Origin of the sequence: Streptococcus varani (assembly GCF_001375655.1) — a bacterium.
GTDB classification, from domain to species: Bacteria; Bacillota; Bacilli; order Lactobacillales; family Streptococcaceae; genus Streptococcus; species Streptococcus varani.
This window is the reverse complement of sequence record NZ_CTEN01000001.1, coordinates 652,491-677,024: the sequence shown is the minus strand read 5'-3', so window position 1 is coordinate 677,024 and position 24,534 is coordinate 652,491. Positions and strand designations below refer to the sequence as shown.

Annotated in this window: 28 protein-coding genes and 2 pseudogenes; 5 read left to right on the top strand and 25 right to left on the bottom strand. The window is 40.8% G+C overall.

All coding sequences use genetic code 11. The features are described 5' to 3' along the window. Nucleotides 1-24: 24 nt before the first annotated feature. From BN1356_RS03445 to BN1356_RS03435, 3 genes are all read left to right on the top strand, one after another. The gene (locus BN1356_RS03445; RefSeq protein ID WP_093650012.1) at nt 25-1,284 is read left to right on the top strand and encodes a transposase; all 1,260 of its coding nucleotides are present in this window, start codon (nt 25-27) and stop codon (nt 1,282-1,284) included. A 251-nt stretch (nt 1,285-1,535) separates the two neighbouring features. Further along, entirely contained in the window at nt 1,536-2,480 is a 945-nt protein-coding gene (locus tag BN1356_RS03440; protein ID WP_093650011.1) for a magnesium transporter CorA family protein, read from the top strand. A 40-nt stretch (nt 2,481-2,520) separates the two neighbouring features. After that, nucleotides 2,521-3,165, top strand: coding sequence for a DUF1129 domain-containing protein (locus BN1356_RS03435; protein ID WP_093650010.1), 645 nt, complete (start codon nt 2,521-2,523; stop codon nt 3,163-3,165). A gap of 176 nt (nt 3,166-3,341) precedes the next feature. Here the strand turns inward: BN1356_RS03435 and BN1356_RS03430 are convergent. The 17 genes and pseudogenes from BN1356_RS03430 to BN1356_RS03350 all read right to left on the bottom strand — a co-directional run bounded on the left by BN1356_RS03430 (nt 3,342) and on the right by BN1356_RS03350 (nt 15,505). Then, nucleotides 3,342-4,873, bottom strand: a pseudogene (locus BN1356_RS03430) (IS1182 family transposase). Between the two features lie 119 nt (nt 4,874-4,992). Then, complete coding sequence (gene rpsR / locus BN1356_RS03425) at nt 4,993-5,232, bottom strand: 30S ribosomal protein S18 (RefSeq protein ID WP_093650009.1); 240 nt, start codon at nt 5,230-5,232, stop codon at nt 4,993-4,995. A 37-nt stretch (nt 5,233-5,269) separates the two neighbouring features. Next, on the bottom strand, nt 5,270-5,752 hold the full coding sequence (locus BN1356_RS03420; protein WP_093650008.1) for a single-stranded DNA-binding protein: 483 nt from the start codon (nt 5,750-5,752) through the stop codon (nt 5,270-5,272). 11 nt (nt 5,753-5,763) lie between these two features. Then, a complete protein-coding gene (rpsF, locus tag BN1356_RS03415; RefSeq protein ID WP_093650007.1) occupies nt 5,764-6,054 on the bottom strand; it encodes a 30S ribosomal protein S6 in 291 nt (96 codons plus the stop codon). Nucleotides 6,055-6,285: 231 nt separating this feature from the next. Continuing rightward, nucleotides 6,286-6,861, bottom strand: a pseudogene (locus BN1356_RS03410) (pseudouridine synthase); the annotation flags it as partial. A 79-nt stretch (nt 6,862-6,940) separates the two neighbouring features. Continuing rightward, on the bottom strand, nt 6,941-7,498 hold the full coding sequence (gene scpB, locus BN1356_RS03405) for an SMC-Scp complex subunit ScpB (protein WP_093650006.1): 558 nt from the start codon (nt 7,496-7,498) through the stop codon (nt 6,941-6,943). Continuing rightward, nucleotides 7,482-8,201: a segregation/condensation protein A gene (locus tag BN1356_RS03400; protein ID WP_093650005.1), complete on the bottom strand. Its 720-nt coding sequence runs from the start codon at nt 8,199-8,201 to the stop codon at nt 7,482-7,484. The genes scpB and BN1356_RS03400 overlap by 17 nt, the downstream gene beginning before the upstream one ends. Beyond that, complete coding sequence (gene xerD, locus BN1356_RS03395; RefSeq protein WP_093650004.1) at nt 8,201-8,938, bottom strand: site-specific tyrosine recombinase XerD; 738 nt, start codon at nt 8,936-8,938, stop codon at nt 8,201-8,203. Before xerD ends, BN1356_RS03400 begins: the two co-directional genes overlap by 1 nt. 1 nt (nt 8,939) lies before the next feature. Then, nucleotides 8,940-9,392, bottom strand: coding sequence for a cyclic-di-AMP-binding protein CbpB (cbpB, locus tag BN1356_RS03390; protein ID WP_093650003.1), 453 nt, complete (start codon nt 9,390-9,392; stop codon nt 8,940-8,942). Further along, entirely contained in the window at nt 9,389-9,919 is a 531-nt protein-coding gene (locus BN1356_RS03385) for a metallophosphoesterase (protein ID WP_093650002.1), read from the bottom strand. Before BN1356_RS03385 ends, cbpB begins: the two co-directional genes overlap by 4 nt. Then, entirely contained in the window at nt 9,889-10,881 is a 993-nt protein-coding gene (locus BN1356_RS03380) for a nucleoside-triphosphate diphosphatase (protein WP_093650001.1), read from the bottom strand. The genes BN1356_RS03385 and BN1356_RS03380 overlap by 31 nt, the downstream gene beginning before the upstream one ends. Continuing rightward, the gene (racE, locus tag BN1356_RS03375) at nt 10,878-11,672 is read right to left on the bottom strand and encodes a glutamate racemase (RefSeq protein ID WP_093650049.1); all 795 of its coding nucleotides are present in this window, start codon (nt 11,670-11,672) and stop codon (nt 10,878-10,880) included. Before racE ends, BN1356_RS03380 begins: the two co-directional genes overlap by 4 nt. A gap of 117 nt (nt 11,673-11,789) precedes the next feature. Continuing rightward, nucleotides 11,790-12,026: a YneF family protein gene (locus BN1356_RS03370; RefSeq protein WP_093650000.1), complete on the bottom strand. Its 237-nt coding sequence runs from the start codon at nt 12,024-12,026 to the stop codon at nt 11,790-11,792. Nucleotides 12,027-12,113: 87 nt separating this feature from the next. Further along, a complete protein-coding gene (locus tag BN1356_RS03365) occupies nt 12,114-13,355 on the bottom strand; it encodes a diaminopimelate decarboxylase (RefSeq protein ID WP_093649999.1) in 1,242 nt (413 codons plus the stop codon). 117 nt (nt 13,356-13,472) lie between these two features. Next, the gene (locus BN1356_RS03360) at nt 13,473-14,171 is read right to left on the bottom strand and encodes a Bax inhibitor-1/YccA family protein (RefSeq protein WP_093649998.1); all 699 of its coding nucleotides are present in this window, start codon (nt 14,169-14,171) and stop codon (nt 13,473-13,475) included. 45 nt (nt 14,172-14,216) lie between these two features. Next, nucleotides 14,217-14,705 (bottom strand): HD domain-containing protein, encoded by a 489-nt coding sequence (locus BN1356_RS03355; RefSeq protein WP_093649997.1) that lies wholly within the window; start codon nt 14,703-14,705, stop codon nt 14,217-14,219. Between the two features lie 44 nt (nt 14,706-14,749). After that, nucleotides 14,750-15,505 (bottom strand): TrmH family RNA methyltransferase, encoded by a 756-nt coding sequence (locus tag BN1356_RS03350; protein WP_093649996.1) that lies wholly within the window; start codon nt 15,503-15,505, stop codon nt 14,750-14,752. 79 nt (nt 15,506-15,584) lie between these two features. Here BN1356_RS03350 and BN1356_RS03345 point away from each other — a divergent pair, with 79 nt between their 5' ends. After that, a complete protein-coding gene (locus BN1356_RS03345) occupies nt 15,585-15,863 on the top strand; it encodes an acylphosphatase (protein ID WP_093649995.1) in 279 nt (92 codons plus the stop codon). A 69-nt stretch (nt 15,864-15,932) separates the two neighbouring features. Beyond that, nucleotides 15,933-16,838 (top strand): membrane protein insertase YidC, encoded by a 906-nt coding sequence (gene yidC, locus BN1356_RS03340; RefSeq protein ID WP_093649994.1) that lies wholly within the window; start codon nt 15,933-15,935, stop codon nt 16,836-16,838. A gap of 210 nt (nt 16,839-17,048) precedes the next feature. Here yidC and BN1356_RS03335 read toward each other — a convergent pair whose 3' ends face one another. The 8 genes from BN1356_RS03335 to rimP form a co-directional block, all read right to left on the bottom strand. Continuing rightward, a complete protein-coding gene (locus tag BN1356_RS03335; protein WP_093649993.1) occupies nt 17,049-17,276 on the bottom strand; it encodes a hypothetical protein in 228 nt (75 codons plus the stop codon). Nucleotides 17,277-17,285: 9 nt separating this feature from the next. Then, nucleotides 17,286-18,455, bottom strand: coding sequence for a trypsin-like serine protease (locus BN1356_RS03330; RefSeq protein WP_093649992.1), 1,170 nt, complete (start codon nt 18,453-18,455; stop codon nt 17,286-17,288). A gap of 266 nt (nt 18,456-18,721) precedes the next feature. Next, nucleotides 18,722-19,072 carry a 30S ribosome-binding factor RbfA gene (gene rbfA / locus BN1356_RS03325; protein WP_093649991.1) on the bottom strand — a complete coding sequence of 117 codons (351 nt, stop codon included), beginning with the start codon at nt 19,070-19,072 and terminating at the stop codon, nt 18,722-18,724. A 225-nt stretch (nt 19,073-19,297) separates the two neighbouring features. Continuing rightward, nucleotides 19,298-22,198, bottom strand: a complete 2,901-nt coding sequence (gene infB, locus BN1356_RS03320; protein WP_425423508.1) for a translation initiation factor IF-2 — start codon at nt 22,196-22,198, stop codon at nt 19,298-19,300. 41 nt (nt 22,199-22,239) lie between these two features. Next, on the bottom strand, nt 22,240-22,578 hold the full coding sequence (locus tag BN1356_RS03315) for a YlxQ-related RNA-binding protein (RefSeq protein ID WP_093649989.1): 339 nt from the start codon (nt 22,576-22,578) through the stop codon (nt 22,240-22,242). After that, the gene (gene rnpM / locus BN1356_RS03310; RefSeq protein WP_093649988.1) at nt 22,535-22,831 is read right to left on the bottom strand and encodes an RNase P modulator RnpM; all 297 of its coding nucleotides are present in this window, start codon (nt 22,829-22,831) and stop codon (nt 22,535-22,537) included. The genes BN1356_RS03315 and rnpM overlap by 44 nt, the downstream gene beginning before the upstream one ends. Nucleotides 22,832-22,840: 9 nt before the next feature. After that, the gene (nusA, locus tag BN1356_RS03305) at nt 22,841-23,983 is read right to left on the bottom strand and encodes a transcription termination factor NusA (protein ID WP_093649987.1); all 1,143 of its coding nucleotides are present in this window, start codon (nt 23,981-23,983) and stop codon (nt 22,841-22,843) included. A 39-nt stretch (nt 23,984-24,022) separates the two neighbouring features. Beyond that, complete coding sequence (gene rimP / locus BN1356_RS03300) at nt 24,023-24,493, bottom strand: ribosome maturation factor RimP (RefSeq protein WP_093649986.1); 471 nt, start codon at nt 24,491-24,493, stop codon at nt 24,023-24,025. Between the last annotated feature and the right edge of the window lie 41 nt (nt 24,494-24,534).

Below are 24,534 nucleotides of genomic sequence, written 5' to 3'. Positions count from 1 at the left end.
CTATAGCTATTAGCGAGGTCTCACATGAAAATTATAACACAACTCAACCTCTTTGAGGACCATGAAATGGGTGATTTAGAAAAAATTTTGACTGTTCTGGATGGTTTGCCAGAAACCAACCTCTTCCAGTGTCTGGAAGAAAGACGTCGTCATGGACGTCGAGATTACAGTGTTCAATCTTACTTCATCGCCTACGTGTCTAAATTTATTTTACAGCTGGAAACCGACCAACAATTGATTCGGCATCTGAATATGAATAGTCAGCTTCGACAAATATGTGGATTTGAAACGCACGGTGTCAAATTAAAGAACGGAACAAGGAAACTGGTTCACGCTCCCTCCAAATCGGCCTTTTCACGTTTTATTCAAGATTTGGTAGAACTCTGTCCCGATGTTGAGTACTGGGTTCAGTCAGGAGTTTCAGGCCTCTATGAGCTCCTTCCTGATTTCGGTAAGGAACTGGCTTTAGATGGGAAACTAATTGAAAGTTATGCGACTCCTTATGGTCAGAAAAAGAAAAAAGATAAGCGATCTGATCTGGATGCCGATTTCACTTGTAAAGAAAGACATGGTAAAAATGGGTACGTGAAAAAAGAAAATTACTATGGATTTCGCTGTCATCTCATCGTGGATGCCCATTACGAACTCCCGATTGCCTGGGAAGTGACACCTGCTTCAAAGGGGGAACAGACTGTCGCTAAGAAGATGATTAGTCACCTAAGTGAGAAGGTTTTAGACAGAGCTCAGTATCTGATGGCAGATCGCGGTTACAGCGGTGAACCGCTTCAACACCTCTTAGAGGATGCGGATATTCTCCCTATTATTGATGCACCTCATCGATGGAAAGAGGAGGAAACACGACAATATTTAGATACTGATATTGTCTATAACCAGTCAGGTCAAGTCTTCTGGGTAGATGATCAATGTGAAGAAATAGAGTTATTGTATAAAGGTTATGATAAATCCTGTGATAGTCTGCGTTATGGCTTTCACCCACAATACCAAGATGGTCGGATTTTTCGCTTGAAAAGGAGTTTTGAACCCATTATTTTTAACAAAGTTGGACGAGCTAGTCAGAAATTTAAGCGACAGTACAAGAAGAGAACTTCTGTGGAGCGGGTCAATGGCAGATTGGATAGGGATTTTCGTTTTGAGAATCATACCATTCGAGGCCTGAAGAAGATGAGGTTAGCTATCAGTACGAGTTTTCTTGTCATGATTGGCTTTGCCCTGGCAAAGTTGAAGACTGGAAACCAAGAGCATCTGGCGAGTTGGGTTGTTTAAAAAATCCCTCCACTTACAAGGGCCAAGTGCGCCCTTTTTTCAAGATTAGCTTTGAAATGACTAGTCAAGGTTAGAAAAATACCATTCTGCGGACAAGTTCGCTCTCCATTCTTTTTAAAAATATACGAAATTATGAGAAAAAGGCAACAAGGGGAATGGTTCACTTGAAAAAAAACTTTTCCTTTAGAGTCCTTTTTGGTATAATAAGAGGTACGTTTAAAATAAGAAGATTAAGCTAAGGAGGGTGTGGCATGAAACAGATTTTTCTTTCTAAGCTAACAAATTTAGAAGAAATCCATACATATGAACCAGGTGTCTGGATTAATTTGGTCAACCCTTCCCAGAGTGAATCTATGGAGGTCGCTGATCAATACGATATTGACATTGCCGATTTAAGAGCTTCCCTAGATGCCGAAGAAACTTCTCGGATTTCTGTCGAAGATAATTATACTGTTATCATCGTAGACGTTCCCATCCTAGAAGAAAGAAATAATAAAACCTATTATATTACTATTCCACTAGGTATTCTTCTAACTGATAACGCTATTATCACAATTAGTTTGCAAGAATTACCTCTTTTAGAGGTATTTACCAATCAGAGACAGCGTAACTTCTTCACTTTCATGAAATCCCGTTTTGTTTTCCAAATTCTCTACAGAAATGCAGGAATGTACCTAACGGCCTTGAGACAGATTGAAAAGCAGAGTGAAATTGTGGAAAAACGCCTTCATGAATCTACTCGAAATGAAGAATTAATTGAGCTAATGGAGTTAGGGAAAACCATCGTATACTTCCAAGCCTCATTAAAAACAATTGAACGAATCGTTAAGAAACTAATCTCTTCTTCCCGTATTCTAAAAAAATACGAGGAAGATGAGGATCTCTTAGAAGATACATTGATCGATACACAACAGGCACTTGAAATGGCTGATATTTACGGAAATATTTTGACCGGAATGTCAGATGCCTTCGCTTCCATCATCGCCAATAATCAGAATGTGATTATGAAAGCTCTGGCTCTTTTTACCATCCTCTTAGAGATTCCAACAATGGTCTTCTCTGCGTATGGTATGAATGTATTAGGATCGTCTATTCCTCTGAGTGATAACCCTTTTGCATTCCTCTATATTTTAATTATTGCTTTCTTATTAATTATTCCATTTATTATTTACTTTATCTATAAGAAGTGGTTCTAGTAAATTAATTTTAGATATTAAATCTAGGAGATTATGAAACATGCAACTTGAAAATCTAACAAAGAAAAATCAAGAATTCGTCCATATCGCGACTAACCAGCTTATTAAAGATGGCAAAAGCGATGAAGAAATTAAGGTACTTTTAGAAGAAATCCTTCCAAGTATCTTGGATGGTCAAAAAATTGGACTAACAGCTCGTAGCCTTTACGGCCCTCCAACTGAGTGGGCAGCTAGTCAAACCCCAGACACAAGCGATGGTGACAACCTCCCTGAAAATGACAATCCCTGGCTTATGTGGGTTGATTCTAGTCTGCTCATCATTGCTCTCCTAGGATTTGTCAATGGTGCCATGAACCTCTTTACTCAAGGGGCTCAATACGGGATTTTAACCTTTATCATTGTTGGTTTCGGTGTTGGGGCAGGTATCTATTTTATGTATCACTTTGTTTACCGACATATGGGAGACGGAACAAAACGTCCAAAAATCTGGAAAGCTGTCCTTATGCTCCTTTTAGCAACTATTGCCTGGTCTGTCATCTTCTTTATTGCTAATATGATTCCGACCAGTGTCAATCCAGTCCTTTCGCCAATTGCCTACCTCTTGATTGCTGCTCTGGCTTTTGGTGTTCGATATTTACTCAAGAAAAAATACAATATTCGCAATGCAATGCAGCCTGTGCGATAAAAAGACAAAACATACCGGACATCCACTCTGTTTTTACATTCCTATTTCCAAACTAAGGCAACAGTCTAGGTAGACTATTACCTCTTTCTAATTTTCAGGAGACAAGAAAAAATGGTCCACCGGATCCTTGACTCTTTCCAGTTTTAGGAACCAAGCTAAAAAGACCCGTCAGGGTCTTAACTCGCTTTCTTATTTCTGAGCTCATGAAAAAACAGTCCACTGGACTGTTGCCTCTTTCTAGTTTTCAGGAGGCAAGAAAAAACGCTCCCCCGGAGCGTTTCAGATTGTAGACAAACTTCATTTTTGAGGTTTGTCTTTTTTTGTATATTGCCGAAATATGGTGTAAATCGGCAGATTTGGACAAAATAAAAAGGCTTCCCAGCCATCATTTTCACCAGTTTTTTGATATTGAGACATGCCAAAGTCAGTCCAACCTTGTCTTCCATTTTTGACTTTCCTCTTTCTCTTGTATAGCGCAAATTATGGTACTCTTTGGCTGTTCCAAAGAGCCGTTCAATCGTTTCCTTACGCTTCTGATAAAGCTCCTTCATTCCTTTTTGATGTCGGATATCTTCACAAATCTCAAGGGCCTCTTTCCATATATGACGCGTCACAACCTTCTGATGGTTTCTGCTTTCTGTACAGACAGATAGTAAAGGACATTGTGCACAAATTTTAGGATCACTCTTGTATTCACGATAGCCCTCACGGGTTGTTGTTCGATAGGTTAGTTCTTGATTTTCTGGACAAAGGTAACAGTCGAAATACTCATCGTAGATAAAATCTTTTGGTCGTAGTTTCCCTTTCTTTCCTCTAGGTCTAGTGTATGGAAAAACAGGAGTAATATTTTGGTCTAGAAGAAACTTGGCAATACTTGGTGTTTTATAGCCGGCATCCGCAATCAGGTAGTGTGGTTGAAAGGGTTCAATTTTAGAAAATAGAGTAGGGAAAGCTTGGCTATCATGAATATTGCCTGCCTCAACTGTATAAGCCAGTGCCCAACCGTGCTTATCACAAGCTACCTGAGCAGAATAGGCAAATACTTCCTTATGTTCGCCCTTATGAAACCAACCGCTCTCTGGGTCTGTGGTTGAAATTTTCTTTTCCTTAGCCTCGCTTTCTGCGGGCTTTAGCGACTTTTTTGCCTGTTTTTTCCTATCTAAATCAATCTCAAGTTCCAGTTGGTCACTCATAAACTTGGCTTGTTGTTCCACTAATTGCTTGGTGTACTTGTGATTATTCGCCGCAGCTTTGATATGAGTTCCATCCACGAAAATTTCAGAAGGGTCAATCAAACCAGCTCTTAAGGCTTGATTGAGAATTCGAGAGAAAATCTCAGAGATGAGCTCTTTTTCTTGGAATCTTCGACTGTAATTCTTCCCATAAGTAGTGAAGTGGGGGACCCTGTCATCGAGAGTAAGACCGAGAAACCAACGATAAGCCATATTGACTTCGATTTCCTTGATAGTTTGACGCATGGACCGAATACCATAGAGGCACTGAATAAGAGGGATTTTAACCAGCATGACAGGATCTAAACTCGGACGACCATTATCGGTTGAGTAGGTGTCCTCTACCAACTCATAAATGAAGTTAAAATCAATCACCTCATCAACTTGACGAAGGAAATGATCAATTGGAACAAGGTCATCAGTGTATAGAAACCATATTGATTGCGGTTGTAATCTGGTTTTTCCTTATGAAGCATAGCCAAACCTCCTCATACTAGATACTGTAATTATACTCCTATTCACAAAGAAAAGCCCTTAGAAACCTAATTCCGAGGACTTTGTCTTCAGTCTGAAACGCTCCCCCGGAGCGTTTTTTTTAATCTTCAGTTACGAATGGTAGCAAAGCCATTACGCGAGCACGTTTGATTGCTGTTGTTACTTTACGTTGGTTTTTAGCTGAAGTTCCAGTTACACGACGTGGTAAAATTTTTCCACGTTCTGAGATGAAACGGCTAAGAAGTTCAGTATCTTTGTAATCAACATATTCAATCTTATTAGCTGCGATAAAGTCAACTTTTTTACGGCGTTTGAATCCGCCACGACGTTGTTGAGCCATGTATATTCTCCTCTTTATATTTTAATTCAGTCCATTCTTAGAATGGTAGATCGTCATCTGAAATATCCATTGGATTGCCACCAAATGGACTTTCTTCACGAGCGAAGTTGGGTGTTGATGTTGCAGAACTTGAACCATAGCCGTTTCCAGCTGATTGTTGTCCTCCACCAGTATAACCACCAGATTGACCTTCACGTGCAGTACGACTTTCCAAAATTTGGAAGTTTTCAGCGATTACTTCTGTTACATAAATGCGTTGACCTTGTTGATTTTCATAATTACGAGTCTGAATACGACCTGTAATTCCAACAAGTGCACCTTTTTTAGCCCAGTTAGCCAAATTTTCAGCTTGTTGACGCCAAATAACACAGTTAATGAAATCTGCTTCACGTTCACCAGCCTGATTTTTAAAGTTGCGATTTACAGCGAGTGAAAAGGTCGCAACTGCTTGGTTACTTGGTGTGTAACGAAGTTCTGCATCACGGGTCATACGACCGACAAGTACTACATTGTTAATCATATTTTACCTTCTTACGCGTCGATTTTTACAATCATGTGACGAAGAATGTCAGCGTTGATTTTTGACAAACGGTCAAACTCATTAAGAGCGACATCATCTGTTGCTTCAACGTTAACGATATGGTAAAGTCCTTCGCGGAAATCTTTGATTTCGTAAGCAAGACGACGTTTTTCCCATGATTTTGATTCAACAACAGTTGCACCGTTGTCAGTCAAGATAGAGTCAAAGCGTGCTACCAAAGCGTTTTTAGCTTCTTCTTCAATGTTTGGACGAATAATATAAAGAATTTCGTATTTAGCCATTGATTTTTCCTCCTTTTGGTCTAATGCCCCCAGGACCTTGCCTGTGGGAAGTGAGGTGTTCTCACAAAAAACTATTATACAGGAATTCGGATCCAAATGCAAGGAAAATCTATCCAGAACCATTCCCCTTGTTGCCTTTTTCTCATAATTTCGTATATTTTTAAAAAGAATGGAGAGTGAACTTGTCCGCAGAATGGTATTTTTCTAACCTTGACTAGTCATTTCAAAGCTAATCTTCTTAACCTGGTGATTACGGCCTTCATGGATGGTCAATTGAACCACTGAACGATTTTTCACTGGATCGACCTTGATAATCTCATAAACAGCCGGCTTGGTTTTCTTGCCAGCGATGACTAGACCACGAGTTAGTGGACGTAAGACTTCCTTATTGGCGATTCCTTTGACGCGGGCAATATACACCTTGTCAATTTCATTTCTAGGGTGAACCATCTCATCTGAGAAGTCTCCATCATTGGTTAACAGTAGAATACCAGATGTATCCCAGTCCAAACGACCAACAGGATAGATACGCTCCTTAACTTGTGGCAACAAATCGACAACAGTCCTTCTGCCCTTGTCGTCTGAAACACTTGAAATGACTCCACGAGGTTTATTGAGGAGATAATAAACTTTTTCCTCATTATAAATAGGCTGGCCTTCCACTTCAACTTTATCACCTGATTTGACTATGGTTGCCAATTCACGAACGGTTTCCCCATTAATCGTCACCAACCCTTGTTTAATCAGTTCCTCGGCCTTGCGTCGACTAGCAACACCCGCGTGGGCCATGTATTTGTTAATTCTCATTTTATTTTTTAGGAAAGCGAGCTTGTGCCCTATTCCTATCCTTTCTCGATTTCACAACCGTGTCTTTGCAAGTATTATACTATGCTTGCTCTTTTTCTACAAATAATTCCGACTCTTGATCTACTAAATCGAATTCAGAGACTTCTGGTAGTTCGGATAAATCATTGATCCCCATATAATCTAGAAAATAATCCGTCGTAATATATAAATTCGGACGACCAATCACTTCTTTTTTTCCATTTTCCCGAATCAAATCAAAAGCTTGCAACTTACTGATGGCTCCACTGGAGTTGACCCCACGGATATCATCAATCTCGATACGAGTGATGGGTTGCTTATAAGCTACAATCGAGAGGGTTTCTAGTAAGGCCCGGCTCATGGATTGATTGATGGGAGTTTTAGAATAGGTCCGCAAAAGATCAGCATAGTCTTTTTTGGTGACCAATTTGTAGCGATTGGAGGTTTCCACCAAGTCTAAGCCTGAATCCTTATCAGACTGGTACTTTTCTACTAATTTTTCCAATTGTTGAAGAAGGGCCGAGGGTTGTAGTTGTAAAATTTCTGCCATTTCCCTTGTTGTCAAGCCATCCTCGCCTGCTACAAATAAGAGGACTTCTAACTCAGCTAAGTGACTCATTTTCTCTCCTTACCAAATATATTTCTCCAAAGTTTTCTTCTTGTTCCATGCTCATTTCATGAACCTTGACCAACTCTAAGGTAGCTAGGAAAATCGTAATAAGCTCATTGAGATCTCGACTTTCTTTGAAAATGCTTCCTAAGGTTAAACGCTTGGTCTGCTTGAAACGGCTGCGAACAAAGTCCATGAGATCTTCAATCTTATACTCATCTCGAGCGATGGTTGTATGAGATTGACGGAATTCAGCTTGTTTCTCAGCCATGACCTTTGAAAAGGCCAGAAAAAGATCAATCGCCGACTTATCTTGTACTAAAGTGACATCATCATACACCAATTCCAGCTTAGGCTTGGAGAAATAATTTGCCCGTTCATTGTGCTGTTCTCCCAATTTTTCACTAAGAATCTTGAACTTACGGTATTCTTCCAGTTGATCCAAAAGAATCTGTTCGGGATCTTCTTCTTGATCCATTTCTTCTGCTACTTTCGGAAGTAACCTACGGCTCTTTATGAGCATAAGTTGGCTAGCCATGAGCATGTATTCGCCTGCTACTTCCAAACGCATGGCTTGAAGTGTCGCCACATAAGTCAAGTATTGCTCAATGACTTCCGTAATAGGAACCTCATAAATGTCCATCTGGTATTTTGAAACCAGATGCAGGAGTAAATCTAAGGGCCCCTCAAAATCTTTTAATTTTATATCCATTATCTATATTTTTCTAAACCCATCTGTGAACTCAATCCAAGTTGTTTAGCCAAGTCATCCACTGATAGGCCAAGTTCTAATTGAGCAAGGATGTATTGATCCCGCAGGTATTGGGCTGTCCATGTCTTGTGTCCGATGGAGGTCACAAACTCAGACAGGCGGTTGAAAAACCATTGGCGCGAATAGCTTTGCCCTTTTTTATCAAAAAGATAGGTCCCGACTAATTGATTTTCCAGATATGGAATCAATTCCTTAGGCAGGTTCATAATCCGCTTGCCCTTTTCATTCTCCAAGGTCAAAATTTGAAACGATAAATCAAGATTTTCTTGACGAATCAGGGCTATTTCACTAGGAATTAAGCCCAGTGTCAGTATCAGTAAGGCAATCAATTGTCCTTTGGGATAGACTGTTTCATGCCAAAGACTGGCCGTGTCCTCAGCTTTCTTGGGCTGCTTTGATTGACTAATCTTAGCCACCGAACTAGCCTTTAACTTATAAAATCGATCCAGGTAATTTTTCTCGTACAAGAAAAACAAAAATTGATTGACAGCAGATAATTTGCGCCTCTGAACAGTAGGTTTAAATTCCTGCAATGAGGCTTGATAGATGGCTAATTTCGCTTGGGAAATATTCTCTTGACAGACCTCTGCAAACTGCTGCAAATCGTAGAGATAGGCCAATCGAGAGTTTTCCGCTAATTCTTTTTCTTCTAGAAAAGAGGAAATATATTCTTTCATATTACTTTTTTTTCTCGACAATATCGAAGTTATGAAAGAGTGAATTGACTGCTTTTAAGATTGATTTTCGCGTGATAATACCTTGAAATTCATCCTTTTCTCCCAAAACGGGTAAAAAAGGTTCGTCAATCAGTTTCCGCAAGACATCTGCCAGCTCATAGTCTCCTTTTAGGGTCGCCACATCCCTCTTACAAATCAATGAAATATCTTGGTTCAATTCTTGATCAGATAGTTCATTGTCCATTTGGTACTGGTTAATTTCATTTAGACCAATGGTTCCTACAAAGCAGTTGTCAACAGTCACGACGGGCACGCGCGAAAACGTCATGTGACTGAGAAGTAACTTAGCATGATCAATATTGTGACTATCAATAATGACTGCTAGTTTATCTGCAGGTGTCAGAAAGGTTTCTTCCTGCTCCCATAAAAATCCTTCTATTTTAGGTGAAATCATCGTGGAATATCCTTTGTTAATGGAGTGTATTCTTGGTGGTTGAGGTCATAAAATCGCACCTTAAAACAACTGTCTGTAATCGTAATCAAGGCATAGAGTTTAACTTGAATTAGTCCACGTGGTTGTTGAACCGACCCTGGATTTAGAAAAAGGGTCTTACCTCTTTTTTCAGCTGCTGCCGCATGCAAATGCCCATAAAGGCAGATATCAGCATCCATCTCCTGAGCCCAATAATCCAAGTTTTGCCAGGTATAGTTGATGCGATAGAGATGTCCATGAGTTTGGGCGATACGAACACCCTCAAGCTCTGTCAGCAAATTATCAGGATAACCTCCATCAAAATCGCAGTTGCCACAAACGACTTGAATGCCATCCCAAATAGGGTCCTCACTATCCAGTTCTGAATCCCCATTGTGAAAGATAGCATCAACTTTATTCCAATAATGCCCTTTGAGTTCTTCAAGAACTTGACGATTGCCATGGGAATCACTCATGACTAAAATGGTTTTACTTGCTTCTTCTGCCATGATGGAAAGGCCTCCATTAATTTTTCTAATGCTTTTGCACGATGTGAAATTTTATTTTTTTCTTCTAAGGTCATCTCAGCCGATGTCCTACCCGTCTCCCCCACAAGGAAAAGAGGATCATAACCAAAGCCATGTTCGCCACGCAGCTCCATGCCAATGTAGCCCTCCCAATCGGCTTCTACGACCAAACTGTCACTATGTGGTGCTGCCACGACTAGAGTACAATGGAATTGAGCTGAGCGATTCTTTTGCTCAAAAACCATGGCCAATTCATGCAGGAGCTTAGCATTGTTGGTCTCATCTGTAGCCTCAAGACCAGAAAATCGTGCTGACCAGACGCCTGGCAAACCGCCTAGGACATCCACCTTAAGTCCAGAATCATCTGCTAGAACCATCTTGCCGGTCAAGTTTGCAATCGTTTCTGCCTTGAGGCGGGCATTTTCTTCAAAAGTCACACCTGTTTCTTCTACATCCGAGATGTCCGGATAATTATTAAGATTTTCGACTTGATAGCCTAGTTTGGCAAAGAATTGACGAAATTCCTTGGTTTTGCCTTCATTTTTTGTAGCAATCAGAATCGTATCCCCCAAATCAGCAAGGGTATCCACTTGCCGACCAAAAAAATCCGTCAACTTTACCCCAGATTCAGGCAGATGTACTGAGACCAATTTCTCCTCTTCTATTATCAAGAGAGCATCCGCTTGCTGCCTCAACTTAATAGAACGACCAGTCTTATCAGTGATCATATCAACAAGAAAACTCAATAAGTAAAAACTTGAGTCATAGGAAGCAACATGAATTTGCAGACCTGAAACCTGAAGCTGATCTAAGAGATGATGAAAATCTTTTTGCACGGCTTCAAAAACGGCATCGTCACCAAAGCAAGTGAAATAATTGAAACCTGCCCACGTTCCGATAAACCAGTTTTTCTCATCCTTATATTCATATATTTTTTCTGTCATAAGGTTATATGCTCCACAGTTAATTCCATGCCTAGCCAACCTTCTGCGATTTCACGAAAAGCTGCAGGACTGGCTGTTGTATAAAAGGTATGATGAAGGGTCTCTGCTGTCCTACTACGGTTGATTTCAAAGTAGTTTAGAAGAACAGAGATATCCCGTGCACACTCAGCACCTGAGTCAATCAACTTGACCCCTTTCCCCATCACATTTTGAATGATAGGACGTAAAAGCGGATAATGGGTACAACCTAGCACCAGAGTATCCACCTTGCCAGCCATATGACGTAAGGTCTCATAGACCACTTTTTTAGCTAAAGAGGATTGATAATTATTGGATTCTACAAGGGGGACAAACTTAGGGCAGGCTAAATTTTCTACTTGAGTTCCCGGTGATAAAGCTTGAATCTTTTGACGGTAGATATCTGACTGGATGGTCATGGGGGTCCCTAAAACGCCGATCTTCCCAGACTGAGTTGCCTTGATGGCTGCAGAAGCGCCCGGCAAAATAACACCCAAAACAGGAATGTCTAAGGCTTCTTTGACCTCTTCCCAAGCCACTGCTGTTGCCGTATTACAGGCAAATACAATCATCTTAACATTCTTTGTCAGGAGAAAGTTAACTAGCTGCCAAGTAAATTCCCTGATCTGCTCGGCTGGCCTTGGACCATAGGGAGCCCTGGCCGAATCACCGATATATACAATTTCCTCATGTGGAAGCTGACGCATCAGTTCGCGGGCCACTGTTAGACCACCCACGCCAGAATCCAAAAAACCAATTGGTCGATTATCCATACTCTCAGCCAGATAGGGCTCTTTTGCCCACTCCATTCTTTCTATCTTTCTTGAGAAAAATCCCAAAACCTTTTGCTCGAAAAAGGGACTCGGGAGTCTATCCCAGTCCCATTATTCTTATTTTTTCGTTGCAGCTTGTTTTTGTTGTGCCTTGATTTGACGGAAGGCTTGTTGAACTTTCGCTTCGCTCGGTTTTTGACCCATTTGGCTCATCATGACACGAAGGGCATTCTCATCTAAAACTGGCTTATCTGCAAGCATTTTTTCAACTTGTTTGCGTGAAATAAACATACCAAGTAACACTCCACCAGCTAAAGCTAAAACGATTAATAAAATTGCAAGACCAAGATTCATGGTTTTTCTATCTCCTTAGATTGTATTCTTCTTATTATACCAAATTCCCACTTAAATGACAATTGCTAATTATTTGTCGTAGGAGCATTAGAAGTCAAAACCTTGAATCGTTGCAAAATAGTCTTCCATGGTCTCAGCCCGGCGAATCATCCGCGTCGAACCATCTTCCTGTAAGAGGATTTCCGCTGAACGCAGGCGGCCATTGTAGTTGTAACCCATGGAAGCCCCATGAGCACCAGCATCATGAATGACCAAGGTATCACCAAGGCGGACTTTTGGTAATTCACGGTTTTTTGCAAACTTATCATTGTTCTCACAAAGACTTCCGGTAACATCTACCACTTCCACAGGTCCATCCGGATTAGAAATATTGGTGATATGATGATAAGCATCATAGAAAGCTGGACGCATGAGATTGGCAGCTGTTGCATCTACTCCCACATAGCGACGATAGGTGTCTTTGATATGGAGGACCCTGGTCACCAAGTGTCCGTGAGGAGCCAACATAAAGCGCCCTAACTCTGTGTAAATTTTCAGGTTTCCAAGTCCATTTGGTACTAGAATCTCATCATATTTCGCATGGACACCAGCACCGATACGGGCAATGTCGTTTTGCTCTTGTTCGGGTTTATAATTCACACCAATACCACCGGATAGGTCAATGAAGTCTAATTCAATACCGACTAGCTTCTTGATTTCCACTGCTAAGTCAAAGAGTTGGCCAGCCAATATCGGATAGTAATCATTCGTCAGAGTATTAGATGCTAGGAAAGCATGGAGACCAAATGTTTGAACTCCTTTGGCTTTCAAATCTTTGTATCCTTGAAGCAGTTGAGCCTTGGTCATACCAAACTTAGACTCTTCAGGATGGTCCATGATATCTGTCCCCAGTGAGAAAACACCGCCCGGATTGTAACGAAGAGAAACCACCTCAGGCAAACCAGCCACTTCTTCCAAAAAAGCAATATGCTCATAGGCATCTAGATTGATAGTGGCATTGACCTTACGAGCCAATTGGTACTCTTGCGCCTTGGTTACATTGGAGGTAAAGAGAATATCTTTAAAACCCATACGCTCAGCCATGACCAATTCAGTATCCGTAGCACAGTCCACCCCACAATTTTCTTCTTGAAGAATTTTCAAGATAGCTGGAGTCGGTGTCGCTTTTACTGCAAAATATTCTTTAAACCCTGGATTCCAGGAAAAAGCCGCATTGAGGGCTCGAGCTGTTTCTCGAATCCCTTTTTCATCATAAAGATGAAAGGGGGTTGGGTACTGTTCTGTAATACTGTTCAGTGCTTCTTTTGTCACAAAGGGTATCTTGGTCATCTCTCTACCTCATCAAATTTTTTACTATTATAACACAAAGCGGATGAATTGGCTTGGAGGTACTCCTCTTTCTGAACATTAAAAAACTACCAGACGAGCTGGTAGTGTCCTTGTTAATTAATCCCTGCGTCCCAGAATGCGAAGCAAATTGAGGAAGAGGTTGATAAAATCAAGATAGAGTTGAAGTGCCATTGAAATAGCCCAACCTTCCTGAACTTGTCCACCTGTCTCTTCAAAGACATAACGGATGCGTTGGTTATCGTAAGCAATTAAACCTGCAAAAATAATCACAGAGATAATAGAAATGATAAAGCTCATTCCTGAACTACGTAGGAACATGTTAACAATACTTGCAATAATGATACCTACTAGACCAGCAATAAATGCTTGTCGCATACCAGAAAGATTTTTCTTAGTAGTGGCACCAATAATAGCCATAACTGCAAACATACCTACCGCCGTTACAAAGGATAAGAGAACATCCTGACCAGTGTAGGCCCAAAGTACAATGGAGATGGTAAAACCATTGATGGCTGAGTAAGCAATAAAGAGCGGTAAAGCTAGGGGACTATTCTTAGCAGCTGCGGAAGATGCGACAAAGACTAAGGAAATCTCTGCAATCATGATACCCCAGATAAGCATTTGACCACCACCTACCAAAAGGTTGTAAGTAGCTTGTAAAAATACCGTCAGTGACAGATAGGCCACAATGGCTGAAATACCGATTCCAGCTGCCACATAGCTATATATTTTTGCATAGAAGCGGTTGAGGGCTGTCATCTCGGACTGCTCCATGATAATTGGATTATTGTTCATAGTAGACTCCTTTTCTATACCATTAGCTTCTGATTCTTTTGTATCTTAGCTTGTTCTAGCTCGCAAAATTTTGCGATTTTTCCATTTGTGTTGTAGGGGTAGAGTAGCTTCTCTCACAGCCCAATATTTATCAACGCAAGTAACAATCCAAGCCTCTTTGTAACGTGGGGGCGCAATCGTCGCCCCAAACATATGTTTGACAATGATATCTTCTTCAATCTTGTTAAGATCTGTTATTTTTTGAGCATTTCTTTTGGCAATACGAGGATGAATCCAAGCATGACTTTTTGAAAATTTAGTATCTCTCCAATCGTAGAAGAAAAGGTCATGCAATAGCCCTCCACGAGCTGTAGACTTTGCATCCCAACCAAGTTTTTTAGCTAATTTGTAGCTAGTATATGAGACATTGATAGAATGTTCTAAACGAGTGGAATGATAATGATGGGTAATTTCACTCAATTTTTGAACTTTAGTGGATGCAATCAAGTGACCAACGTGAGCCATATATTCAGTATCTTGTTTGTAGGCTGCCATTCATTTACCTCCATTTAATTTAATTGGATTCATTATAACATAGTTTATTGGGGAACGCCAAGATTAAAGTTAAAAAGTAAGATACCCGCAGCAACTGCTACATTGAGACTTTCTGCTTTTCCTGGCATCGTGATATGAAGAAGATGGTCAGCATTTTTAGCCATAAAATCTGAAATCCCCTGACCTTCATTTCCCATAACTAGGGCAAAAGAAACCGGCGCAGAGACTTCTCTATAATCAACAGAGCCTTTGGACAGAGTGGTTGCCAAAACTAAGGTCTGACTAATTTTAAAACGCTCCAGCAGTTCTCTCATTTCCATTCTATAAACGGGTAGGTGAAAATGGCTACCCTGCATGGAACGAAGAACCTTCATATTATAAATATCAGCCGTTTTTGTAGAAATAAAGACTGCATCGTAGCCTGCTGCATCAGCCGTTCGAATCATTGTTCCTACATTGCCAGGATCTTGCACATCTTCTAGTACCAGGTACTTCCCTGTTAATTTTTCTGGCAGACTCTTCTTTGGCAATGCCAATTGAGCAACGACTCCTTGCGGAGTCACACTGTCGGATAATTCTGCCAAAACTTCTGGACTGACTACTTTGATTAAGTCACTTATTTCCAGACGATTCATTCCTTCTTCCGTCACGAAAATGATCTCAATCTGAGCACCGGATTTTTGGGCTTCTTCTAACAAATGCCAACCTTCAATCAGATAGGAATTCTTGCGGTACTTCTTCTGTTGCAATTTCTTTGTTTCTTTAATCAATTGATTGGACTTTGAGCGTATAATTTCCATCCATTACCCCGTTTTCTTTCTCTGACAACCATGATATAATAAAGTAAAGTTCTTGTCAAAAAGATAGGAGAAATGACCTATGAAAAAGGTTAAAATGATTGCCTCTGGACGGGTGCAGGGGGTTGGCTTTCGCTGGTCTGTTCAATTTTTAGCAAGTGATATTGGAGAAATATACGGCCGTGTCTGGAACAACGATGATGGAACGGTTACCATACTGGCTCAGTCCGATAATTCCGAAAAACTCAGCCACTTTATCCATGAAATCCGAAAAGGTCCCTCTCGCATGTCTAAGGTCACCTACTTAGACGTCTCCATAGCTAATTTCCAAGATTTTTCCGATTTTAAGATGAGTAACTGAGGTCTGACTTGAATATTTAGCTAAAAACAAGTAAAATAGACTTTATCATGAAAAAAAGGAAACGTGACAGTGAAAAAAATTAATCGTGTCTTGTTATCGGGCTTCGCCCTATCAAGTTTACTCTTCTTATCAGGCTGTGTTAGTCTAGATAAAAATGGAGATCCTGCGGGAATTATCTGGGATTTCATCGGACAACCCATGGCAAATATCATTACCTTCTTTGCTGAAAACCAGGGAATGGGATTTGGTGTTGGAATTATCATCGTAACTCTCTTAGTACGCTTCTTAATTCTACCACTGGGACTTTACCAGTCTTGGAAAGCTAGTATTCAATCTGAAAAGATGCATTACTTGAAGCCAATTTTAGGGCCTCTTCAGGAAAAAATGAAAAATGCTGGTACGCAAGCTGAGCAAGTAGCTGCACAACAAGCCTACTTTGCTGCTCAAAAAGAGTACGGTGTCAGCATGTTTGGTGGAATGGGATGTTTACCACTCCTGATTCAAATGCCCTTCTTCTCAGCCCTCTTCTTTGCTGCCCGTTATACAAAGGGAATCGCAGAGTCAAACTTTTTGGGTATCAACCTGGGAGGTCGAAGCTTAATCCTCATTGCGCTTGCGGGACTTTTCTATTTTGCTCAATCTCTGCTTATGCAAGTAGGAATGGATGAAGAACAAAAGAAACAAAGTCGCTCCATCATGCTGATGAACCCTCTGATGATTATGTTCTTCTCTTGGTCATCTCCAGCCGGTGTCACTCTCTACTGGGTTATTGGTGGTATCTTTGGTATCGTTCAACAAGCTATTACCAATTTCATCATCAAACCAAAAATCCGCAAGCAAATTGAAGAAGAGTTTGCAGCAAACCCACCCAAAGCTCCTAGTTTTGCAAAAGACGTAACTCCAAAGGCTAGCTCAGCCATTCAGGAGCCTAAAAAGAAAAACAACCGCAATGCTGGTAAGCAGAAAAGTAAATAAGATTTAAAAACTGAATAGTCCCCAAAACTAAACAGTAGAAAAATATTTATAGAATTAGCCTCCCATATTGAACAGGAGGCTTTTTTGAACACTATTTTTATGAAAAGCAAAATCATCTTCTAAATTTAATTTGATACATAAGTATTGCTTTTGAACATAAAAGACCTCCTTTTCTTCTATTTCACTAGAAGAAGAGGAAGTCTTTTATTCTTACTGCGTATAGAATGTAATTCCCTCATACTGCCAACCACGAGTTTGGAGTACTTTTACCTCGTTTGGATCTGAAGAGTAAAGATGAATACGCAAACCAGGGTTATAGAGGCGATGTACTGGATTCTTGCCGCCAGAGTAGAAAGCAATTCCCTCCGCATTCCAGTTACCAGTTCTAACAAGTGCATCACGTTCTGTTTGACTCGTTGTATAAAGATGTTCTTTCATAATTTTTCCTTACATACGATAAACAGGAGTCCCATTAGAAACTGTTCTGAAACTCAAACCTTCAAACTGCCAACCTCGTGTTGTCAAAACTTGTGCTTCATCTAAGTTTTGAGTGAAGATATGGCGACGAACTCCAGGGTTATAGAGACGGTAAGTTTTACCTGTGGTTGTCTCTTTGTTAGAGGCAATGTCTAAAGAACCATCTCCATTATTTGTAGCATGGTTAATCAAGTTTATTGCTTGATCGTCAATACGTGTTCCAAAATTATAATCACCATATATACCCGATGTATAGTGCCCTGATGAATGGACTCCAACAATTTGGTTATTGGCATTTAGAATTGGTGACCCACTATTGCCTCCTTCTGCATCCACCAAATGACCAATTAATTTAGTATTTAAATCATCTATTTGGCCAAAAGAAGTATACATATAGCCTTGCTTAGCTGAACTGTGTGCTGGATAGCCTGGTATCTGAACTCGTTCGCCCCTATTTATGGAAGTAGAAATAGACAAAGACCCGATGGAAGAAGGAACATTCTGATTTAATTTAATAATTGCTATATCATAGTTACTCGGTGTTACTTCTCCTTCAGTTTTGTAGCCACGCATAATATAATAGGTCGTGGAGGAGAATCTACCATAGGGAGCTACTGTCCCATTTTGGGCAGGAGTAGCAACAACGCTATCTGCCCACTTACCTGTTGATTGATTAAAAACATTGTGAGCGACTGTAATAATAGTATTGGGGGCAATCAATGTTCCAGTACCAACATAATAGTCATTACCATATCTCATCTCCAGATGAACGACAGAACGATACGGATGAACAGTCGTATTATTTATACGGTATTGGTCATCTTTACCGATAATGGCTTCCAGAATTCCAGAATTTTCTAATTCAGCAACTGCATCATCTTTTGTTCTTGCTTGACTTTCCTGAGTTGTTGCTTCTTCTGTTTTGGAAACTTCAGTACTTGAAACAATGGCTTCAATCGTCGTGGTATTCTCAGTTAATTCAGTAGTAGGGACCGGAAGACCAGTAGTCGATTCCGTAGTTACCGCCTCTGATGTGGTTGTAGATGTCGTTGTTTCGTTTGCGGAAACAAAAACCGGTACTGTTGTTCCAAACAATGTGGCTAGCAACAAAGCGGAACAGAGCGATTTTTTATAGTTCATAATTGATACCTCCTGTATTATTATACTTTATTTTTTTGATTTCTGAAAGCACTTACCTGAACTTTACATAAAAATAGTTTTCCATGTTAGTCTTTACTTAGTATGTCTACAGCAAAGACTCAAAACATTACAAAATTGATCCTATAAAAAAAGGAGAAGCCGTTTGGTTCTCCTTAGGATGTAATTTTTCAACTGCCCTCTACCAACTTTAGTCGATAAAAACAAATTCTTTTCTGCTTTTGAATGGGCTAGTTTCTTACATCCTTTTATTTTTTATCCAAATTTCGCAACATTTCATCTATTTTATTGCCGTATTCAATAGACTGATCTTTTTCAAAACTTAAATCTGGAATTTTATACATTTTTAAATTGTGTGCGAGTTCACGCTTGATGGTACCAGTTGCTTTTTCCAGACCAATTTGAGCTTTCTGATTATCAGAGGCCAGAGTGCTGTGAATAGTATAATAAATCTTTGCAAGGGAAAGATCACCCGTCATTTGCACATCTGTAATGGTCACATCTTGGACACGAGGATCCCGAACTTTCAACTTCAAAATCTCATTGACTTCGCGTTTGATTTCCATCCCTACACGGTCACTACGAAAATGATTTACCATGATTCTTCCTTTCTTTTCATTACAATTCAAGCTGAGAAAATTCCCAGCTTGATGGTTACTTGTAAATAATCTCGATGAAAATTGAATTTAACCAAGTATTCAGTCCATTTTCAGGATTTATCTAGTTCTACATTTGCTTTTAGAACAAGGCAAGGAGGTGCAGACTGTACTCAAATACGCCAACCCGACTTAACGAAGTTATAAAAGACAAAGGGAGTGACTAGATTATTTTTTGATTTCTTCCATGATATAAGCTTCAATATTATCATCCATTTGAAGGTCGTTATAATTTTCAATCATCAGACCACCTTCTTGGGCATTCCGAACTTCCTTCACATCATCTTTATAATGTTTCAAGCTGACCAGTTTACCATCATGAACAACAACACCATCACGGATAACACGGACGCTTGAGTCGCGGGTAACTTTACCACTGATGACCATAAAGCCACCAATCGTTCCGACTTTGGATACCTTAAAGGTTTCACGAACAATAGCTTCTCCGATAATTTTTTCTTGGTATTCTGGATCCAGCATACCTTTCATTGCATCTTCCATCTCTTCGATGACTTTGTAGATAATGCTATGGAGACGAATCTCGACATCATCAGCATCGGCTTGTTGACGAGCAATAGGTGTTGGACGAACATTAAAGCCGACGATGAAAGCATTGGATGCTTCAGCCAAGGTAACATCTGATTCGTTGATGGCACCAACCGCAGCATGAACGATCGTAACCTTCACCCCTTCTACATCGATTTTCATCAATGAAGAAGATAGGGCTTCAACAGAACCTTGAACATCTGCTTTGATAATAACATTAACAGACTTGACTTCGCCTGCTTTGAGGGTATCAAAGAGGTTTTCGAGATTAACACGTTGTGTTGCTTGGCGTTGTTTCAGGAGCGCACGTTTGGCACGTTCTTCACCAGCTGAACGAGCTGATTTCTCATCCTCATAAACAGCGAAGTGATCTCCGGCCATTGGCGCTTCGTTCAAACCAGTAATGGAAACCGGTGTTGATGGTCCAGCAAGCTTCACTCGACGGCCAAGATCATTGGTCATAGCACGAACACGACCAAAGGTGTTCCCGACAACGATTGGATCTTGAACATTGAGGGTACCTTGCTGCACCAAGAGAGTCGCAACTGCCCCTTTTCCTTTATCCAAATGCGCTTCAATAACGGTACCGATTGCACGAACAGTTGGATCTGCTTTCAATTCCTGAATTTCAGCTACCAAAAGAACAGTTTCTAAGAGTTCTTCAATGTTCTGATTGAATTTGGCTGAGATTTCAACAAATTCAGATTCACCACCCCAAGCAGTTGAGATAACGCCGTGTTCCGCCAATTCGGCGATAACACGCTCAGGATTGGCTCCAGGTTTATCAATCTTATTGATAGCAACAATAATTGGAACACCTGCTGCTTTTGAATGGTTAATGGCTTCAATCGTTTGAGGCATAACACCGTCATCCGCTGCCACAACAAGAATCGTCACATCCGTAACAGAAGCACCACGCGCACGCATCGATGTAAAGGCCGCATGTCCAGGGGTATCCAAGAAGGTAATTTTCTTGCCTTTTTCCTCGATTTGGTAGGCACCAATATGTTGAGTAATCCCGCCTGCTTCTCCTGTTGCTACACGAGAATTACGAAGGGTATCTAAGAGGGTTGTTTTACCGTGGTCAACGTGACCCATGATGGTAACAACCGGTGGTCGCTCAATCAATTCATCTTCATTGAGATAGCCATCTTCAACGAAGAAACGTTCGATATCAGCTGAGTCCACCTCAACTTTTTCTTTGGCTTCAATTCCATAATCTACTAAAAGGACTTCAATCGTATCTCCATCAAGTGATTGGTTTTGTGTTACCATAACACCCATCATAAAGAGCTTCTTGATAATTTCAGCTGGCTCACGTTTGATCCGTTTTGCGATTTCAGCTACGGTCATACCGGCTGTGTATTCTAGTTCAGTTGGCAATTCATGGAATTTACGCTCGGTGACAGGTTTAGCAACTTGATTGTTTCTGCCCCTTTTGTTCTTCTTACTATTCCAGTTACTATTTCTTTGATTTCTCACTTGATTTTGGTTACTTCGATTCTTTTGTTGTTTGCGTGGACCATCTTCAACGTCACTAGTAAAGTCACGTTTCTTATCGGCCTTAGTTGTTTTCTTCCGGCGAGTCTCACTAGCCACAGGGACTGCGACTGGAGCGGGAGTTGCTGGTTTAACTTCCACCACCGGCTCCTCAAACTTGACCTCTTTGGGTTTTGCTTGAGTATTTTTCTTAGCTTCTTGTGCTTGGCGGAAACGTTCTTCACTTCCACGAGCATATTCAGCATTTTGTTCTGCTTTCAAAGCAGCAGCTCGAGCCTTGAAGTCAATCTTCGGTGCGACTGGTTGATTGCGGCTTTGATTGCGATTGTCAAAACGTTGGTTGTCATTGCGACGGTTGTCATTGCGGCGCTCATTCCGATTATTGCCTTGGAAGTTGCGATCACGATTGTTCCCATTGTTTTGACGATTGTCTGGACGAACTTGACCAGTTCCACCTTCCTGACGATTTTGGCCCTGATTGCGGTCGCTACGATTTTGACCTTGGTTTCGCTCATTACGATTTTGGCCCTGATTGCGATCATTCCGATTGCGACTTTGGTTTTGGTTATTGCCTTGTCCACCAGCTGCACGACGTTCTGCCTCGGCTTTGGCACGCGCTTCCCGTTCTGCCTTAAAGTTACGACTTTGTGGGCGAGCTGGAGCTGCTGGTTTGCCTACAGAAACTTCTGTTTTAGTTTCCACCTTAACTTCCGTTTTCACTTCAGTCTTTTCTTCTGACTTGACTGTTGCTTTTTCTGTAGGTTTAACAGCCGGTTTGCTCTCTGCTATAACTGCTGCTTTTGGCGTTGGCTTAGCTGCTGGCTTTGCTTCTACTTCTGGATTTTTCTTTACAGCAGGCTCTTCTTTAGTTTTAGGAGCTGAAGCTGCCTTGGCAGAAAAACTATCTGCAATGCGCTTAGCACTCGCATCATCTACACTGGATGCATGGCTTTTGACATCGAAGCCCAGTTCCTGAGCTTTAGCAACTACTTCCTTACTTGTTTTGCCTATTTCACGGGCAATTTCATTCAATCTCTTTTTAGACAATTCCTTGTCCTCCTGTTCTATTTCATAATAGACCTCATTTTCTTAGTAAATCCAGCATCTGTGACGGCTAGAACTTTCCTGCTCTTTCCGACCGCTATGCTTAATTCCAGCGTTGAAAACGCGGTAACAACTTCTACTTGGTAGGTTTTGCTTTTATCTGTAATTTTTTTAGTCATGTTGCTGGCTGCATCTTCTGCCAGAAAAACTAGTTTTGCTTGTCCCTTGCGAATCGCATCCACTACAAGCTCTTCTCCTGAAATCAGACGACCAGCTCGTTGTGCCAAACCCAACAAATTTAAGACTTTTTGTTTCTTATTCGAGTCCAAGCTCTCTCCTTTTGACCTTATGATCAACATAGGCAATCAATTCGTCATAAAATACTGAATCCACATCCATGCTAAAAGCACGATGAAAGACTTGTTTTTTCTTGGCCAGAGCTGCTTCTTCATTGTCCAATTTGATATAGGCGCCACGTCCATTTGCCTTTCCACTTGGATCGATGAAGACTTGTCCTTCCTTGTTTTTGACAATACGGAGCAAATCGCGTTTGTCAATGATTTCCCCTGAAACAACTGACTTGCGTAAAGGGATTTTTCTAGCCTTTACCATAGAAACTCCTTAATTTTCTTGAGATTCTTCTAGGACTTCTTCTGAAACATCCCCATAAAGAGCTGCTTCAATCGCTTCATATTCCGTAGCAGATTTAATATCGATACGGAAGCCCGTCAAATGAGCTGCTAAACGAACGTTTTGTCCACGACGACCAATCGCCAATGATAACTTGTTATCTGGCACAACGACTGTTGCATGCTTGCCATCTTCTGTATCAAAGAGAACCAAGTCTACTTCAGCCGGAGCAATGGCATTATAGATAAATTCTGCTGGATCAGCAACCCACTCAATGACATCGATGTTTTCTTCTGTCAGAATCATCCGATCCAATTTAGCATCATAGCGTGAAGGGTGGAACTTGCTGGTGATTTTCTTAATATTGGCACCACCACGACCAACGATAGTACCAATAGCATCCACGTTTGGATTGTGGCTACGCACTGCTACCTTAGTACGATCTCCAGCTTCACGAGAAACGCTCATGATTTCAACTGTTCCATCATAAACTTCAGGAATTTCTTGTTCCATCAAGCGTTTGATCATTTCTGGGTGGCTACGGCTAACAAAGACATTGACACCACGGCCATTGTCTTCAACCTTGTAGACATAAACCTCAATGCGATCATGGGATTGGAAAACTTCACCTGGAATTTGATCTTGTTTGGATAATTGGGCTTCAATAGAACCCAAGTTCACATAGATAAAACGATTATCAAAACGTTCTACTGTACCAGACATGATTTCATTTTCATGTTCTTTAAAGGTGTTGAAAGTGATGGCACGCGTTTGCTTGCGCATCTTTTCCATAATCGTTTGCTTAGCCGATTGTGCTGCTACACGACCAAACTCACCAGGAGCTTCTTCAAATTTAATCTTATCTCCCAATTCGTAGGCCGATGAGATGGAAAGAGCGTCCTTCAATGAAATTTCCAAACGACTGTCAAAGACCTCATCTACAACTTCACGAACCGTATAGACATGAAAGTCTCCTTTTTTCTCATCAAACTCAATAGCAGCTGATTCAGACTGCCCGTATCGACGTTTGTAGGCTGAACGAAGAGATTCCGTCACTGCTTCGATGATGTCTTCTTTTTTAATACCCTTGTCTTCCTCCAAAACGCGGAAGGCTTCTAGCATTTCTTTACTCATGATTATTTCCTTTTGTCAACAAAAGGTCCTTTCTTTTTCTTAAATTTTAACAGCTAAACGGGCTTTTGCTACCGTTTTGTAGGGGATGGTTACTTCTTTCTTGCGGGTCTTATCCATGTACTCCAAAAGCAAATTTTCTCCATCAAAGGAAAGGAGCCTTCCTTCAGAGACCTTGACTTTATCAATAGCCTGATAGAGTTTGACGTTAATATAATCACCCACGGCATTAGCTACTGCCTCAGCTGTTTTTAGGGGACGTTCCAATCCAGGACTAGTTACCTCCAGCATATACTGCTCTGGAAAAGGATCTGGTTTAATGCTATCCAAAAGGGGACTGATCATCTCGGACAACTCAGCCGTATCATTGAGCGAAATACCGCCCTCTTTATCCACAAAGATCGAGAGAACATAGTCGCCACCCATCTTGCCATACTCGACATCTACCAGCTCATAAGGCGTCTGGATAGCCGGGGCGATGACTTCTGTCACTAATTCAACAATATTTGCCATACTTACCTCCTAAAAATAAGATACTAAGGGCCTTAGCGACT

Excerpts from the sequence above, each read along its gene's own strand:
- BN1356_RS03445 (WP_093650012.1), top strand. The coding sequence starts at position 25 with ATGAAAATTATAACACAACTCAACCTCTTTGAGGACCATGAAATGGGT.
- BN1356_RS03440 (WP_093650011.1), top strand. The coding sequence starts at position 1,536 with ATGAAACAGATTTTTCTTTCTAAGCTAACAAATTTAGAAGAAATCCAT.
- BN1356_RS03435 (WP_093650010.1), top strand. The coding sequence starts at position 2,521 with ATGCAACTTGAAAATCTAACAAAGAAAAATCAAGAATTCGTCCATATC.
- rpsR (WP_093650009.1), bottom strand. The coding sequence starts at position 5,232 with ATGGCTCAACAACGTCGTGGCGGATTCAAACGCCGTAAAAAAGTTGAC.
- BN1356_RS03420 (WP_093650008.1), bottom strand. The coding sequence starts at position 5,752 with ATGATTAACAATGTAGTACTTGTCGGTCGTATGACCCGTGATGCAGAA.
- rpsF (WP_093650007.1), bottom strand. The coding sequence starts at position 6,054 with ATGGCTAAATACGAAATTCTTTATATTATTCGTCCAAACATTGAAGAA.
- scpB (WP_093650006.1), bottom strand. The coding sequence starts at position 7,498 with ATGAGTCACTTAGCTGAGTTAGAAGTCCTCTTATTTGTAGCAGGCGAG.
- BN1356_RS03400 (WP_093650005.1), bottom strand. The coding sequence starts at position 8,201 with ATGGATATAAAATTAAAAGATTTTGAGGGGCCCTTAGATTTACTCCTG.
- xerD (WP_093650004.1), bottom strand. The coding sequence starts at position 8,938 with ATGAAAGAATATATTTCCTCTTTTCTAGAAGAAAAAGAATTAGCGGAA.
- cbpB (WP_093650003.1), bottom strand. The coding sequence starts at position 9,392 with ATGATTTCACCTAAAATAGAAGGATTTTTATGGGAGCAGGAAGAAACC.
- BN1356_RS03385 (WP_093650002.1), bottom strand. The coding sequence starts at position 9,919 with ATGGCAGAAGAAGCAAGTAAAACCATTTTAGTCATGAGTGATTCCCAT.
- BN1356_RS03380 (WP_093650001.1), bottom strand. The coding sequence starts at position 10,881 with ATGACAGAAAAAATATATGAATATAAGGATGAGAAAAACTGGTTTATC.
- racE (WP_093650049.1), bottom strand. The coding sequence starts at position 11,672 with ATGGATAATCGACCAATTGGTTTTTTGGATTCTGGCGTGGGTGGTCTA.
- BN1356_RS03370 (WP_093650000.1), bottom strand. The coding sequence starts at position 12,026 with ATGAATCTTGGTCTTGCAATTTTATTAATCGTTTTAGCTTTAGCTGGT.
- BN1356_RS03365 (WP_093649999.1), bottom strand. The coding sequence starts at position 13,355 with ATGACCAAGATACCCTTTGTGACAAAAGAAGCACTGAACAGTATTACA.
- BN1356_RS03360 (WP_093649998.1), bottom strand. The coding sequence starts at position 14,171 with ATGAACAATAATCCAATTATCATGGAGCAGTCCGAGATGACAGCCCTC.
- BN1356_RS03355 (WP_093649997.1), bottom strand. The coding sequence starts at position 14,705 with ATGGCAGCCTACAAACAAGATACTGAATATATGGCTCACGTTGGTCAC.
- BN1356_RS03350 (WP_093649996.1), bottom strand. The coding sequence starts at position 15,505 with ATGGAAATTATACGCTCAAAGTCCAATCAATTGATTAAAGAAACAAAG.
- BN1356_RS03345 (WP_093649995.1), top strand. The coding sequence starts at position 15,585 with ATGAAAAAGGTTAAAATGATTGCCTCTGGACGGGTGCAGGGGGTTGGC.
- BN1356_RS03335 (WP_093649993.1), bottom strand. The coding sequence starts at position 17,276 with ATGAAAGAACATCTTTATACAACGAGTCAAACAGAACGTGATGCACTT.
- BN1356_RS03330 (WP_093649992.1), bottom strand. The coding sequence starts at position 18,455 with ATGAACTATAAAAAATCGCTCTGTTCCGCTTTGTTGCTAGCCACATTG.
- rbfA (WP_093649991.1), bottom strand. The coding sequence starts at position 19,072 with ATGGTAAATCATTTTCGTAGTGACCGTGTAGGGATGGAAATCAAACGC.
- BN1356_RS03315 (WP_093649989.1), bottom strand. The coding sequence starts at position 22,578 with ATGTTGATCATAAGGTCAAAAGGAGAGAGCTTGGACTCGAATAAGAAA.
- rnpM (WP_093649988.1), bottom strand. The coding sequence starts at position 22,831 with ATGGTAAAGGCTAGAAAAATCCCTTTACGCAAGTCAGTTGTTTCAGGG.
- nusA (WP_093649987.1), bottom strand. The coding sequence starts at position 23,983 with ATGAGTAAAGAAATGCTAGAAGCCTTCCGCGTTTTGGAGGAAGACAAG.
- rimP (WP_093649986.1), bottom strand. The coding sequence starts at position 24,493 with ATGGCAAATATTGTTGAATTAGTGACAGAAGTCATCGCCCCGGCTATC.